Source organism: Galbibacter kalidii, from assembly GCF_026241135.1.
In the GTDB taxonomy this organism is placed as follows: Bacteria; Bacteroidota; Bacteroidia; order Flavobacteriales; family Flavobacteriaceae; genus Galbibacter.
Map to the genome: position 1 here is coordinate 230,664 of NZ_JAPFGA010000002.1, position 13,245 is coordinate 243,908.

At 39.5% G+C, this 13,245-nt stretch carries 12 protein-coding genes and 1 tRNA gene; 7 read left to right on the top strand and 6 right to left on the bottom strand.

All coding sequences use genetic code 11. The annotated features are described in order from the left end of the window. Nucleotides 1-195: 195 nt before the first annotated feature. Nucleotides 196-2,964, top strand: coding sequence for a PD-(D/E)XK nuclease family protein (locus OOZ15_RS03215; protein WP_265954274.1), 2,769 nt, complete (start codon nucleotides 196-198; stop codon nucleotides 2,962-2,964). A 106-nt stretch (nucleotides 2,965-3,070) separates the two neighbouring features. Here OOZ15_RS03215 and OOZ15_RS03220 read toward each other — a convergent pair whose 3' ends face one another. Beyond that, a complete protein-coding gene (locus OOZ15_RS03220; RefSeq protein ID WP_265954275.1) occupies nucleotides 3,071-3,784 on the bottom strand; it encodes an SDR family oxidoreductase in 714 nt (237 codons plus the stop codon). 116 nt (nucleotides 3,785-3,900) lie between these two features. Further along, a tRNA-Ala gene (locus OOZ15_RS03225) sits at nucleotides 3,901-3,974 on the bottom strand. Nucleotides 3,975-4,143: 169 nt separating this feature from the next. Between OOZ15_RS03225 and OOZ15_RS03230 the strand changes: the two genes are divergently transcribed. Together OOZ15_RS03230 and OOZ15_RS03235 are read left to right on the top strand one after the other, a co-directional pair. Continuing rightward, nucleotides 4,144-5,475 (top strand): MATE family efflux transporter, encoded by a 1,332-nt coding sequence (locus OOZ15_RS03230; protein ID WP_265954276.1) that lies wholly within the window; start codon nucleotides 4,144-4,146, stop codon nucleotides 5,473-5,475. 137 nt (nucleotides 5,476-5,612) lie between these two features. Further along, a complete protein-coding gene (locus tag OOZ15_RS03235) occupies nucleotides 5,613-6,380 on the top strand; it encodes an enoyl-CoA hydratase/isomerase family protein (RefSeq protein WP_265954277.1) in 768 nt (255 codons plus the stop codon). A 7-nt stretch (nucleotides 6,381-6,387) separates the two neighbouring features. Here the strand turns inward: OOZ15_RS03235 and OOZ15_RS03240 are convergent, their stop codons facing one another. Further along, nucleotides 6,388-7,032 carry a 2OG-Fe(II) oxygenase gene (locus OOZ15_RS03240; protein WP_265954278.1) on the bottom strand — a complete coding sequence of 215 codons (645 nt, stop codon included), beginning with the start codon at nucleotides 7,030-7,032 and terminating at the stop codon, nucleotides 6,388-6,390. A 161-nt stretch (nucleotides 7,033-7,193) separates the two neighbouring features. On the opposite strand from OOZ15_RS03240, the gene OOZ15_RS03245 reads away from it, so the two are divergent. The 3 genes from OOZ15_RS03245 to OOZ15_RS03255 are packed head-to-tail and all read left to right on the top strand — an operon-like array spanning nucleotide 7,194 to nucleotide 9,343. Further along, complete coding sequence (locus OOZ15_RS03245; RefSeq protein WP_265954279.1) at nucleotides 7,194-7,646, top strand: 6-pyruvoyl trahydropterin synthase family protein; 453 nt, start codon at nucleotides 7,194-7,196, stop codon at nucleotides 7,644-7,646. Between the two features lie 52 nt (nucleotides 7,647-7,698). After that, nucleotides 7,699-8,454 carry a UDP-2,3-diacylglucosamine diphosphatase gene (locus tag OOZ15_RS03250; RefSeq protein WP_265954280.1) on the top strand — a complete coding sequence of 252 codons (756 nt, stop codon included), beginning with the start codon at nucleotides 7,699-7,701 and terminating at the stop codon, nucleotides 8,452-8,454. Next, on the top strand, nucleotides 8,447-9,343 hold the full coding sequence (locus OOZ15_RS03255; RefSeq protein ID WP_265954281.1) for an alpha/beta fold hydrolase: 897 nt from the start codon (nucleotides 8,447-8,449) through the stop codon (nucleotides 9,341-9,343). Before OOZ15_RS03250 ends, OOZ15_RS03255 begins: the two co-directional genes overlap by 8 nt. On the opposite strand, the gene OOZ15_RS03260 is transcribed toward OOZ15_RS03255, so the two are convergent. Genes OOZ15_RS03260 through msrB form a run of 3 tightly spaced genes read right to left on the bottom strand, consistent with a single transcriptional unit; the run spans nucleotide 9,340 to nucleotide 11,904 of the window. Next, a complete protein-coding gene (locus tag OOZ15_RS03260; protein ID WP_265954539.1) occupies nucleotides 9,340-10,902 on the bottom strand; it encodes a protein adenylyltransferase SelO in 1,563 nt (520 codons plus the stop codon). The two genes, OOZ15_RS03255 and OOZ15_RS03260, sit on opposite strands and share 4 nt — an antisense overlap. Before the next feature lie 8 nt (nucleotides 10,903-10,910). Further along, entirely contained in the window at nucleotides 10,911-11,456 is a 546-nt protein-coding gene (msrA, locus tag OOZ15_RS03265) for a peptide-methionine (S)-S-oxide reductase MsrA (protein ID WP_265954282.1), read from the bottom strand. After that, nucleotides 11,446-11,904, bottom strand: a complete 459-nt coding sequence (gene msrB / locus OOZ15_RS03270; RefSeq protein ID WP_265954283.1) for a peptide-methionine (R)-S-oxide reductase MsrB — start codon at nucleotides 11,902-11,904, stop codon at nucleotides 11,446-11,448. The genes msrA and msrB overlap by 11 nt, the downstream gene beginning before the upstream one ends. A gap of 276 nt (nucleotides 11,905-12,180) precedes the next feature. Here msrB and OOZ15_RS03275 point away from each other — a divergent pair, with 276 nt between their 5' ends. Then, nucleotides 12,181-13,215, top strand: coding sequence for a serine hydrolase domain-containing protein (locus tag OOZ15_RS03275; protein WP_265954284.1), 1,035 nt, complete (start codon nucleotides 12,181-12,183; stop codon nucleotides 13,213-13,215). The last annotated feature ends 30 nt before the right edge of the window (nucleotides 13,216-13,245 follow it).

Consider the following 13,245-nt stretch of genomic DNA (forward strand, 5'->3'; position numbering starts at 1 on the left):
TTCCCAACACTTTAGTATTTTGGTACATTAGTAGCAAACTTCTTTAGATGAAACGAACATTAATAAATTTTAAAAATATATTCACAAAAATGAATTTTTAAAATTTTTAATGCGAGAGCGAGAGTAATGAGCGCTTGCATACGTTCTCAAATTTTTAATTAATTTATTTTCGGGTAATTATAAAATTTTAAACGTATGAAATCTTTTTTGGCCCAAGTAGCGGAACAAATCCACAAACATCATGAAAACGAACTTTCTTCATTAGTTTTCATACTCCCCAGTAAACGGGCCGGTACTTTTCTTAAAAATGCCCTTAAAAAGATCGTAACAAAAACCATAATCGCTCCGAAGATTATCAGTATAGAAGAGTTTGTTCAAGAGTTGGCCAACCTTAAACCGGCTTCAAACATCCAACTCTCCTTTGAATTTTATGAAGTATACAAAAAACTCACTCCCGAAAATGAAATAGAAGACTTTTATTCTTTTACCTCATGGTCACAGATCATATTACAGGATTTTAATGAAATTGACCGCTATTTGATTGATCCGGATAAAATCTTCACCCATCTTTTTCATATAAAAGAATTGGATCAATTCCACTGGACCAACGATGATCATAAAACCGAAATTCAGTTAAACTATCTGAAATTCTGGAAAAAAATACATCTATACTACACAGCTTTTTATGAGCACCTCATGAAAAAAGGAATGGGTTATCAAGGAATGATCTATCGGGAAGCCAATGAAAATGTAGAACATTACATTCAAAACCATATCAACGAAAAGCATTTTTTTATCGGGTTTAATGCCTTAAACAATTCTGAAAAAAACATCGTTCAGGAGTTTTTGGCAAATACTCCTTCTGAAATTTTTTGGGATATCGATACTGAATTTTTAGATGACATCGATCATGATGCAGGGCTTTTTATGAGAAATTATAAAAATCAATGGCCCTATTTCAAAAAACATCCGTTCGATATTGTCTGTAATCATTTCAGTAAAGAGAAAAGTATAGAAATTGCCGGAATACCGAAAAATGTAAGTCAGGCAAAATATGTAGGTAGTCTTTTGAAATCCCTTGGCAACAACATACAAAGCACGGCAGTGGTATTAGGCAATGAAAACTTATTAGCCCCGGTTTTAAATGCTGTTCCGCCTGAAATCAATAAAGTGAATGTCACCAGTGGTTTTCCCCTTCAACTAACGCCCTTTGCTTCCTTTTATGAGGTTTTATTAGATATTTGGGAAAGAAATAAGGGCGAACTCTGGTATTATCAGGATGTTCTTAATATCCTCTCCAATCCGATATGCAAAACATTACTTGCTAATTCATTCAACCAAACACAAGTATTATTAGACAGGATCAAAAAGGAAAACCTCATCTATATAAAACAAGAGGAAGTGGGAAGTATTGGAAGCAATGCTACACACTTATTTCCTGAACCCGATAAACGAACGGTTTCCAATAGTATTCAGCATTGTATTGAGATCACTCTTTTACTCAAAGAAAGCTACAAAACAGAGGAAAATAAGAATCCGCTCTTTTTAGAATACCTTTTTCGATTTTATGAGGTTTTCAACCAATTGAACACCTACAGCAAACAGTTCAACTCCATCAGCACTTTAGCGACACTAAAGAAAATCTACAGTGAGTTACTTTCCAAAGAAACGGTAGATTTTAAAGGAGAACCCTTGGAAGGCCTGCAAATCATGGGAATGCTTGAAAGCAGGAATTTAGATTTTGAAACCGTTATCATCACTTCGGTAAATGAGGGCATCCTCCCCGCAGGGAAAACCAATAGCTCATTCATTCCGTTTAACTTAAAAATAGCATTCGGACTGCCCACATACAAGGAAAAAGACGCTATTTACACCTATCACTTTTACCGTTTGCTACAACGAGCAAAAAACATTTATCTGCTTTACAACACAGAACCCGATGTTTTGGAAGGTGGCGAAAAAAGTAGGTTACTTCAACAGTTGACCATGTTGAAGCAGGAAAACCATCGAATAAAAGAAGTTGTTGCGAGTCCGTCTATAAAAAATGATAAGCTTAGTTTGGCCACCCTAAACAAAAACAATGATCTTCTAGAAAAATTAAAAGAGGTAGCTACCGGAAAAGGTTTTTCACCCACCTCCTTGAGCAATTTTATCCGTAATCCATTTGATTTCTACAAACAAACGGTTTTAAAAATCAAAGAAGCCGATGATGTTGAAGAAACCATTGCCGCCAACACCCTCGGAACGATCGTTCACGATACTTTAGAGCTGTTTTATAAACCGCTGGAAGGACAATTCCTTACGTTATCACATATAAAAGAGATGCGAACCAAGGTTGAAAAACAGGTAAGTCAGCATTTTGCAAAATCATATTCAGTCATAGAAAACTTAAAAGGCAAAAACCTCATCTCTTATCATATTGCAAAACGTTATATTGAAAACTTCCTTGATTTTGAAGAAAGACGCCTGAAAAAGGGAAAACAAATCAAGATCCTGGAGGTCGAAAGCAAGCTAAAGACCAAAATCCATATCGATGGCTTTGATTTCCCCATCTATCTACAAGGAAAAGTAGATCGTGTGGAGGAAGAAGACGGTGTGATAAACATTATTGATTATAAAACCGGAAAAGTACAACAAGGCGAGGTAGAGATCGTCGATTGGGAAAACCTCACAGAGGATTACAAGTACAGCAAGGCCTTTCAAGTACTGTGCTATGCGTATATGATGAAAAATGAATCCCCTTTTAATCAGTTTCAAGGCGGTATTATTTCATTCAAAAACCTACAAAGTGACATTTTAAAGTTTGCCAAGAAAGACAAGGCGGGAAGAGGCGCCAAAAAAGATCATACCATAGACGACAATGTTATAGCTAAATTCAATTCACAATTACAAGTATTGATTCAATCCATTTTTGATATACACAGCCCATTTCAGGAAAAAGAGGTTAAAACGCATACGTATTGATTGTCGTCAGGTTTTAATCCCCTCCTAACCTCCCCCTCCCTCCCTTGGAGGGGTGGAGGGACTGGGGGAGGACTCTTTAATGATAAACTGACATGATTTAAAAACTTTATTTCTTATCCGGACGCGATGGCCGCACTTCTATTTTACTCGGTAAGGTCCTTGGGTGCATTTCAAGTAAATCCAGTACAATTTGTCCAATATCTTCCGGTTGAATTTTCCACGCATCCTTTTCTGAAGGCGTATTGTTGTTGAAGTATGAAGCAACAGATCCCGGCATAATGGTAGACACTTTAATATCATATTTTCTAAGGTCCAACATTGCAGCCTGCGTAAAGCCAACCACACCAAATTTGGTAGCATTATATCCGGCAGCAGTGGCAAAGAAGTTAGTTCCCGCCAAACTCGCCAAGGTCATATAATATCCTTTTGATTGTTTTAGCGCTTCCACTGAGGCTTTCAAGGTATGGTAAACTCCATTCAGGTTGGTGTTTATCATTTGATGCCATTTTTCAGCTTCCAATTCGTCGACCGGTTTATAATGTCCGACCCCTGCATTGGCCAAAACAACATCGAGTTGCCCCCATTTGTCCAATATCTTGGTGACGGCCGCTTCTTCATCGTTCAAAACCGTTACATCTGAAGCCAATCCCAAGACTTCGTCAGCATTATCGCTTAATTGTTTTGCTGCTTCTTCAGCGTCAGCCAACTTACGGCCGCTAATAGCGACTTTCATCCCAGCTTTCAACAATATTTCCGCCACTCCATATCCAATTCCTTTGGTACCACCTGTTATATAGGCTACTTTTCCTTTTAAATTCATAGTGTTCTAATTTTTTATAAAGATACAACGCACATAAAGATGATAAAAACCCTGCTGTTATACTTTTCTTAAAATAGAAAAACCGCCTAAAAGTTTTATCTCTTAGACGGCCTTCGTGGAGCATATCGGAGTCGAACCGATGACCTTTTGGCTGCCAGCCAAACGCTCTAGCCAGCTGAGCTAATGCCCCATACTGAAAAAATCCTTTTTCTTTTCAGACCTCAAAAATATATCTTTTTCTCGAAGTTTCACACAAAAACATGTTTTCTTACCAAAAATTATCTGGTTTTTCAGCAAACAAGGGGCATAGCTTTCCTATTTTTGCAATTTCATAGCATTCCAGAACCGGCATATCTTTAATGAGTGATAAGAACAAAATAAGTTTTAAAGAAATCAATCAACTGGCTATTCCGGCGATCATAGCCGGGATTGCTGAACCACTGATCTCGCTTACCGATATCGCCATTATCGGAAATGTTGACAAAAACCCGGTAGAAGCACTTGCCGCCGCGGGAATTGTAGGTTCTTTTCTGTCTGCAATCATTTGGATCGTGGCTCAAACCAAAACGGCTATTTCTGCTATCGTTTCCCAACATCTCGGGGCTAACAGGATACATGCTGTAAAAACACTGGTGCCACAAGCCATTGCTTTTAATTTCCTTTTTAGCCTTTTTATTTATTTTATCACGGCATGGCTCGCCAAGGAAATCTTTAGCCTGTACAACGCTCAAGGGCTTATTTTGGAATACACTCAGGAATATTACAAGATTCGCGCCATCGGTTATCCGCTAACGCTGGTTACTTTTGCTATTTTTGGGGTGTTCAGAGGCTTGCAAAACACCTTATGGGCCATGAAATGCAGTTTAGTTGGCGCCGGGGTGAACATCGTTTTGGACTATGCACTGGTTTACGGCATCGACGGACTTATCCCTGCCATGCATTTAAAGGGGGCAGGAATTGCCAGTGTGATAGCACAATTGGTTATGCTTATCATGGCTTTGTATTTCTTTTTTGTAAAAACGCCATTTCACCTTAAACTGAGTTTTAAGATCAACCCCCAAATGAAAAAGTTGTTGCTTTTGAGCGTCAATCTGTTTATTCGTACAGCAGCCCTCAACTTTGCCATCTATCTCGCCAATGCTTATGCGACAGATTATGGCAAGAATTATATCGCCGCACAAAGTATTCTGATGAACATCTGGCTATTCTTTTCCTTTTTTATCGATGGTTATGCCAATGCCGGGAATGCTATTTCAGGTAGACTTCTGGGTGCAAAAGATTACAAGCGCCTTTGGTTGTTAAGTGTCGATATCTGCAAATATGCCATTATCATTTCGCTGATCCTGATTGTAGCTTGCGGCATTTTTTATACGCAAATTGGAGTGTTATTCAACAAAGAAACCGCTGTATTAGCATTGTTTTCCTCTGTTTTTTGGATCGTTTTGATTATGCAACCCGTGAACGCGATCGCTTTTATGTTCGATGGCATCTTTAAAGGCTTGGGTGAAGCTAAATATCTACGGAATGTCCTATTGGCTGCCACTTTTGTAGGTTTTACCCCTACTTTGTTTGTCTTTGATTATTTCGGATTAAAACTTTACGCCATTTGGATTGCCTTTTTTGTGTGGATGCTTGTCCGTTCTTCAGCTTTGGTTATTAAGTTTAGAAGAAAGTATGTCAATACAGATTAGTTTGCTTAATTTTGAAGAAAGCATTATCATGCCGATCTTGTCAAAGCATTGTTCACATATACACTTCGACAAGCTCAGTGTGACAACAAAACATTTATTTTTTGTACGACCTTAAAAGAGGAATAAATTCAAACGTCATGGGCACAACACGAGAAAACGGAAGTTTATACACTGTTATTCAAAACAACATTGCTACTGTGGAATTTGGGCATCCTGCCAGTAATTCTTTTCCGATAGAATTGTTGGATAGGCTTTCGAATGAATTCAATAAACTTTCTAAAAACGATGATGTTCATGTCATCCTCCTTAAAAGTGAAGGCGAAAAAGCCTTTTGTGCCGGGGCTTCTTTTGATGAATTGATGCAGATTTCAAACAAGGAAGAGGGCAAGGTTTTTTTTAACGGATTTGCCCGGGTAATCAATGCCATGCGGACATGTGGAAAAATTATTGTAGGGCGTGTTCAAGGTAAAACCGTTGGAGGAGGAGTCGGACTCATTGCCACTTGCGATTATGCCATGGCAATCGAATCAGCTTCCATAAAACTCTCTGAACTGACCATCGGTATCGGACCTTTTGTCATTGCTCCTGCCCTAAAACGCAAAATGGGGATTGTAGCCCTGTCCGAGCTTACGCTGGCTGCTACCGAATGGAAGAATGCTTATTGGGCAAAAGAAAAAGGATTGTACGCCAAAGTGTTTGAGACCATTTCAGAAATGGATAAAGAAATAGATACTCTAACAACAAATCTTTCCCGTTACAACCCACAAGCCCTCACAAACATGAAGAAGGTTTTATGGGAAGGCACCGAAAACTGGGATCAACTTCTAACCGAAAAAGCCGAGATATCCGGAAAACTTGTCCTGTCTGATTTTACCAAAGAAGCCTTGGAAAAATTTAAAAAATAGTTCGAAATCACCTTGTTTTCAACCAGCCTGTAATACTGTAGCGTTCTGAAACCAATACTGGTTTCACCTCGTGTTCGAGCAACTGACTTTCAAAAATCACCACACGCCCGGGCAAGGGATATAAACTTTCGGCTATTTCTTTACCACTTTCCTCTTTATAAATAACCAGCTCCCCACCGTTTTCATTTTTCCAATGTTCATCATTCAGGTAACAAACAAAAGACAACTTCCGTCGGCTATCGCTTTGAAAAGTATCTAAGTGGCGTTTGTAGAATGTTCCTTCAGGATATATTGCATAGTGAAATTCTTTGGTCAATATCCCCATAAAACAGGTTTTGTTAAGGTATTGTACCAAGCTGTTGATTTTAGAGAAAAAAACAACTTCAGCCTCATTCGCCTTTTGCTCATCAATCCACAAAATAAAGTCCCCTCGGATGGATTTTACGACCTGTTCGTCAAATTTGCTTCCTATCGCTGCTTTTTTGAAGTTGTCCTCTTCATACTTCTCCAAAAGCGAATTCCGTAGCAATTCTACCTCTTCCTCAGAAAAGAAATTGTCGGTCACACTATATTGGCGGTCTAAAAGATCGTTTATAATAGACTCATACAAAGGATTTTCGGTAAAATCCAATTGATCAAACAACTCACTCATCCCAAGCTGTATTAAAAAAGTGTTCAAGGATCTGTTAACAGACCCAAATTTAATTCTTAATTCGATTGGTTTTACATTCTGATATAAATTTAAACACTATTCAGATTTCCACTTCTCTAATCTAAACTCCTTATCTTTGCAGAAAATCATATTTGCGAAAAATGAGCAGAATACGTATCACCAAACAGTTCAGTTTTGAAACCGGTCATGCTTTATACGGTTATGACGGGAAGTGCAGGAATGTGCACGGACACAGCTATAAGCTTTCGGTAACCGTTATTGGTGAGCCCATAACGGACACTTCCCATGTAAAACTGGGAATGGTGATTGATTTTGGTGACCTGAAAAAGATTGTAAAAGAAGATATTGTTGATGTTTTTGATCATGCTACGGTATTCAATAAAAACACCCCTCATGTCGAACTCGCCAACGAACTTTCCTCGCGCGGACATAATATTATTTTGGTCAACTATCAACCTACCAGTGAAAATATGGTCATCGATTTTGCTGAAAAAATCAAAAAACGCCTTCCTGAGTATATCCGTTTACATTCATTAAAACTTCAGGAAACGGAAACTTCTTATGCGGAATGGCACGCTGCCGACAATGAATAATTTTAAGTTTTATCTATCTTTACACAAAACCACAACCGTTTTATATTCGTAAATGGAAATTCCGAAGGGTAAAAATATATATTTCGCATCAGACAATCATCTCGGGGCTCCCACAAGAAAGGACAGTTTGGTGCGGGAAAAAAAGTTTGTAGCATGGCTGGATGAAGTAAAGCAAGATGCTGCCGCTATTTTTCTTTTGGGTGATCTTTTTGATTTTTGGTTTGAATATAAAACCGTTATCCCTAAAGGCTTTTCCAGAACTTTTGGAAAACTCGCCGAGATTACCGATTCAGGAATTCCGGTTTACTATTTTGTGGGGAACCACGACTTGTGGATGAACGGTTATTTTGAAGAGGAATTGAACATTCCCGTATATCACCAACCCCAGGAATACACCTTCAACGACAAAACCTTTTTTATTGGCCATGGCGATGGCCTAGGTCCCGGAGACAAAGGTTATAAGCGAATGAAAAAAGTATTTACCAACCCCGTGGCAAAGTGGTTTTTTAGGTGGTTACATCCGGATTGGGGTGTGAAATTGGCGCAATACCTATCTGTAAAAAACAAATTGATCTCCGGGGATGAGGATATTAAATTTCTGGGGGAAGAAAACGAATGGCTTGTTCAATATTCCAAAAAGAAGCTCAAAGAGAAACACCGGGATTATTTTGTCTTTGGACACCGACACCTCCCTATGGAAATAAAACTCGGACAAAACAGCAAATACCTCAATCTAGGGGATTGGATTTCCCATTATACCTATGCCGTTTTCGATGGGGAGCAGATGCATCTGAAAACTTATGAATAGTAACCTCATCATAAAAAGGTTTCTCCCTAAAAGAAAAAAGATTGTTTTCTTTTTACTACTGGTTACTTTTTTTGTTTTTCTTCATTTTTTCCTGCAATTCAGAACTTCCGATTGGAAAACAGAAAAAATATTTAAAAGAGCAGACGTACTTGTTTCCATTAACTATATGCTTTCTGAAACAGCCAATGCCAAAGTCAGAATCATCAGTACCGACAACAAAAAAGATCTTTCTATTTTGTTTATTCACGGTGCTCCCGGTTCTGCTGATACTTTTTATGAATTTTTAAAAGACACTACACTCCTTCAAAAAGCTACCTTGATTACCTACGACAGACCGGGTTATGGGTATTCCAACTTCGGAAATGCCATGCCTTCCCTTGAAAAACAAGCCATGGTAGTCAATGAGATTTCTGCTTTTATGGGTTTAAAGAATGTGATTTTAGTCGGACATTCATACGGAGGTCCTATCGCTGCTCATGCTGCTTTGTTAACCGACGAACTACACGGTCTTGTCCTACTCTCGCCGGCCATAGACCCTGATTCTGAAAAATATTCCTGGACAGGGAAATTGTCTGAATGGAAAATAACCCGATGGATCATTCCTCCCGCCTTTGTGGTTGGTGCCGATGAAAAACGCACTTATGGAGAACAATTAATCGCTTTGAAAGATAAATGGAAAGCGATAAAAACCCCAACCCTGATAATCCACGGGAAAAAAGATATTCTCGCTCCCTTTGAAAATATGCAATTTGTAAAAACACATTTTCCCGATTCAATCTTAAAAACCATTGCCCTTCCCGACGAGAATCATTTTATTCCATGGACAAAAAAGCAATTAATTGTAAATGAGATTATTGAATTGGTGGAAACTGCTCAATTCCAATATTAGGAACTACACGACAACATAGAGCACCCAACTTTATGGCGTGCCCATTCCGGACGTTTGGCAAACCATTTTTCGCTTTCGGGTTGTTCGTCGTATGGTCTTTTTAATAATTGATAGAGTTCATCGATCAAGGTATAATCCCCTTCATCGGCAGCATCGATAGCGAGCTGTGCCATATAATTCCGCAGTACATATTTAGGGTTGACCGCATTCATTTTTGTCTTCCTTTCTGCATCGGAGATCGGTTCCTTTTGCAGCCTTTCAGCGTAGGTGGTAAACCAAGTGTTCCATTTCTCCGCTACGGTTCCCGTTACCTCTTCCGGTTGATAAAATGCATCAGATATAACCGCAAGTCCCTCTTCAGGTACCTCTTTTATGAAATTTCCAAGGTCTCTAAAGAACAAGGTCATATCGGTTTCTGTTTGCTGAAGTACATCCTGCAAATCATCCATCAATGCCATATCCTTCGAATTTTTCATGGTCAATCCCAATTTAGAACGCATCATTTGAAGGGATTTCTGCTCGAAATCCGTTTTATAAGCATTCAAAATATCTTCATAAGGCGTTGTTTTTTCCACCAGTGGATAAAGCGCATTCGCCAACTGCAACAAGTTCCAAAGTCCGATGTTAGGCTGATTCCCAAAGCGGTATCTGCGCTGTCCGGCGTCTGTGGTATTGGGTGTCCATCCAAAATCAAAGCCCTCCAACCAGCCATAAGGTCCATAATCGATGGTAAGTCCCAAAACAGACATATTATCGGTATTCATCACCCCATGAACAAAGCCTACCCGTTGCCAATGAACGATCATGTCCACCGTGCGCTTCGCCACTTCCTTAAAAAAGCCGATATAAGCTTCTTTGGAAGGTGCTCCAAGCTCCGGAAAGAAATGTTTTATAGTATAATCCACAAGGGTTTGAAGTGTTTTTTTGTCATTTCGCGCTGCCAGGATCTCATAATTTCCAAATCGCAGAAATGAAGGGGCAACACGACATACCACAGCCCCTTTTTCATATTCCGGGTGACCATCATACAACATATCCCGCAGCACTTGGTCTCCGGTCAGGGCCAATGAAAGTGCCCTTGTGGTCGGCACTCCCAAATGAAACATCGCCTCGCTGCACAGATATTCCCTGATAGACGATCGCAAGACCGCCAAACCATCGGCACCTCTGGAATACGGCGTTTCTCCTGCTCCTTTAAGCTGTAATACCCATCGTTTTTCGTTATGCACCACCTCAGTCAGATTGATTGCCCTGCCATCACCCAATTGTCCGGCCCAATTCCCAAATTGATGTCCGCCATAACACATGGCATAGGGTTTTGTATCGGACAAAACACCGTTTCCGGAAAAGACTTTTAAGAATGAATCAGAAGTTTTATCATCAGCATGCAAACCTATTGCCGTGAGCATTTCGTCTGAAACGTGAATCATTTTCGGGTCGGATGTTTTCTTCGGATTTACATAGGAAAAACAGGCTCCGGAAACCTGCCTTCTCGAATTTTCCAATACCGAATCAGCCGGAAGCTCTTTACTAAACGTATCTTGTATGTTAAGTTTCAAATCCTTCATTACATTTCTTTCAATTTCTCAGCATGCATTTTCCGAAGTTTCATCAGTTTGGGGGTAATCACCATCGAGCAGTATCCTTGTGTTTTATTGTTTTTATAATAATCCTGATGATAGTCTTCCGCCTCGTAAAATGTTCCCAGTGGACTCACCTCAGTAACGATGGGATCATCGTAAAAAGTTCCCATCTGTTGTACTACAGATTCCGCGGTTTTTTTCTGATCTTCATCGTGGTAATAAATCACCGAACGGTATTGTGTTCCTACATCGGCTCCCTGGCGATTCAAGGTTGTAGGGTTGTGGGTGGTCATAAAAATGATGAGCAAATCCTGATACGAGATCAGCTGAGGGTCAAAAGTAATTTGCACCACCTCAGCATGACCGGTAAGTCCTGAACATATCTCCCTGTAGGTTGGTTTTCCCGGAGCTGTTCCGCCGGTATATCCTGAAACCACACGTTCTACACCTTTAACCTCTTGAAAAACGGCTTCGACACACCAAAAACACCCTCCGCCTACAGTTGCTGTTTCCATTTTCTTATTGTTCATCTTCTACTTTTTCCAATGTTATCGATTCTGAGTTGGTACAATAACGCAATCCGCTTGGTTCCGGACCGTCGGGAAAAACATGTCCCAGATGTGCGTCGCAGGTATTGCACATAATTTCCACTCGGACCATTCCAAAGGAACTATCTTTTTTATATTTAATGGCGTTTTCTTTTATGGGTTGTGTAAAGCTGGGCCAACCGGAACCTGACTCGTATTTTATCGTAGAATCAAACAAAGGCGCACCACAACAAACACAATTGTATTTTCCCGCATCGTAGGTCGTACACAAGGCTCCTGAATGAGCCATTTCTGTACCCTTAAGCCGTGTGATCTTAAACTGTTCCGGGCTCAATAAGGCTTCCCATTCCGCTTCGGTTTTCTCCACACGCTTATCGGGAGTGGGATTCCCGTTTACTGAAAAATTGATGACGTCTTTCCAAGTCAGCATAACTGTGTCCTTTCGTTAATGATACAAAATTTATTTCGGAACTATCCATACTTATAGCCGTTTACCGTTCAATTTCCTTACAAAACCGTACGAGCGCTAAATATTACAAATTCCAAGCACCAAATTCTAAATCCCAATTTGATATCCTGATTTTTACTTTTTGGTTAAAAGCTTCTTGAACATGCCTAAAGAAAAAAGGTTATATTTGATTGGAGGGATATATAAGTTATGAGTAATTTATCAAAATCAATTTTCCTAAAACAGGTTGACTAAAAAATGAAATCCCCTAAACAACTGCTAAAAATAATTATACTAACCGTGGTATTAATCTGTGCCGTGGTATTCATTCCTTGGGATATGGCAAGAGCGTGGTTAGCGCCATTACCAGATACAATACAGGAACAGCTAGACAATGCTATAGATTATAATTTAGATGGTATTATAGTGTATGTTGATCAATCAGGTAAGCCACCTGAATTATATACAGCCGGCTGGAAAGATAAAGAAAACAAAGTGCCGGCCGATCCACAAGCATTATTCAAGATTGGTAGTATCAGCAAGTTGTATATCGCTGCCGCTGCCGCCAAATTAATCACTAGTAAAAACTTATCTTTGGATAGGAATCTCGCCGATTACCTGCCAGAACTTGCCGGAAGAGTCGAAAATGCAGATCAGATTTCCTTGAGAATGTTGCTACAACACCGAAGCGGCATTCCTGATTGGATTGAAGACCCTGAGTTCCCCTGGGATAAATCCCTAACGGATGTAAACAAGGTTCTGGAACTGGTGTTGGATGACCCCTCAGAATTTGAACCTGACAGTCGTTATGACTATTCCAATACGAATTATCTATTGATTGGTAAAATTCTAGATAAAACATTGGGTTATAACCATCAGCAATATATCAGAAGTGAAATTTTGACTCCCCTTGGGTTAACTCATACTTTTGGGTTGCTGAGTGAGGTAGACTCCAGCAAAGTTGTTAGTGGATACGATTCCCATTATGACAAGGATGTAAAAATGCTTGATTTTGTATCTCCCGGTGGATCCATGGTTGCTACGGTACAAGATGTGGGTATATTCCTGAGGGCATTGAATGATGGCTCCCTCTTAAATAAAGAAGAACAGACAATATATTCCTCTATTTATAAGTATGGGCATACTGGTTTATTACCAGGATACCAGAGCATCGCTCGATATCACAAGAATACTGATACCGTGGTGATTCAATTTGTGAACACTAGTGGCGGTAATGCCTGGACGATATCTGAAATTGTATATAATCGAATTATCAAGATTCTGAGCAGGTGAAAAAAGTCTCCTAGTGTGAACGTCACGTAC

Coding starts and splice junctions, on each gene's coding strand:
- msrA (WP_265954282.1), bottom strand. CDS start 11,456: ATGAACAATAAGAAAATGGAAACAGCAACTGTAGGCGGAGGGTGTTTT.
- OOZ15_RS03255 (WP_265954281.1), top strand. CDS start 8,447: ATGAATAGTAACCTCATCATAAAAAGGTTTCTCCCTAAAAGAAAAAAG.
- OOZ15_RS03275 (WP_265954284.1), top strand. CDS start 12,181: ATGAAATCCCCTAAACAACTGCTAAAAATAATTATACTAACCGTGGTA.
- OOZ15_RS03235 (WP_265954277.1), top strand. CDS start 5,613: ATGGGCACAACACGAGAAAACGGAAGTTTATACACTGTTATTCAAAAC.
- OOZ15_RS03215 (WP_265954274.1), top strand. CDS start 196: ATGAAATCTTTTTTGGCCCAAGTAGCGGAACAAATCCACAAACATCAT.
- OOZ15_RS03245 (WP_265954279.1), top strand. CDS start 7,194: ATGAGCAGAATACGTATCACCAAACAGTTCAGTTTTGAAACCGGTCAT.
- OOZ15_RS03220 (WP_265954275.1), bottom strand. CDS start 3,784: ATGAATTTAAAAGGAAAAGTAGCCTATATAACAGGTGGTACCAAAGGA.
- OOZ15_RS03250 (WP_265954280.1), top strand. CDS start 7,699: ATGGAAATTCCGAAGGGTAAAAATATATATTTCGCATCAGACAATCAT.
- OOZ15_RS03240 (WP_265954278.1), bottom strand. CDS start 7,032: ATGAGTGAGTTGTTTGATCAATTGGATTTTACCGAAAATCCTTTGTAT.
- msrB (WP_265954283.1), bottom strand. CDS start 11,904: ATGCTGACTTGGAAAGACGTCATCAATTTTTCAGTAAACGGGAATCCC.
- OOZ15_RS03230 (WP_265954276.1), top strand. CDS start 4,144: ATGAGTGATAAGAACAAAATAAGTTTTAAAGAAATCAATCAACTGGCT.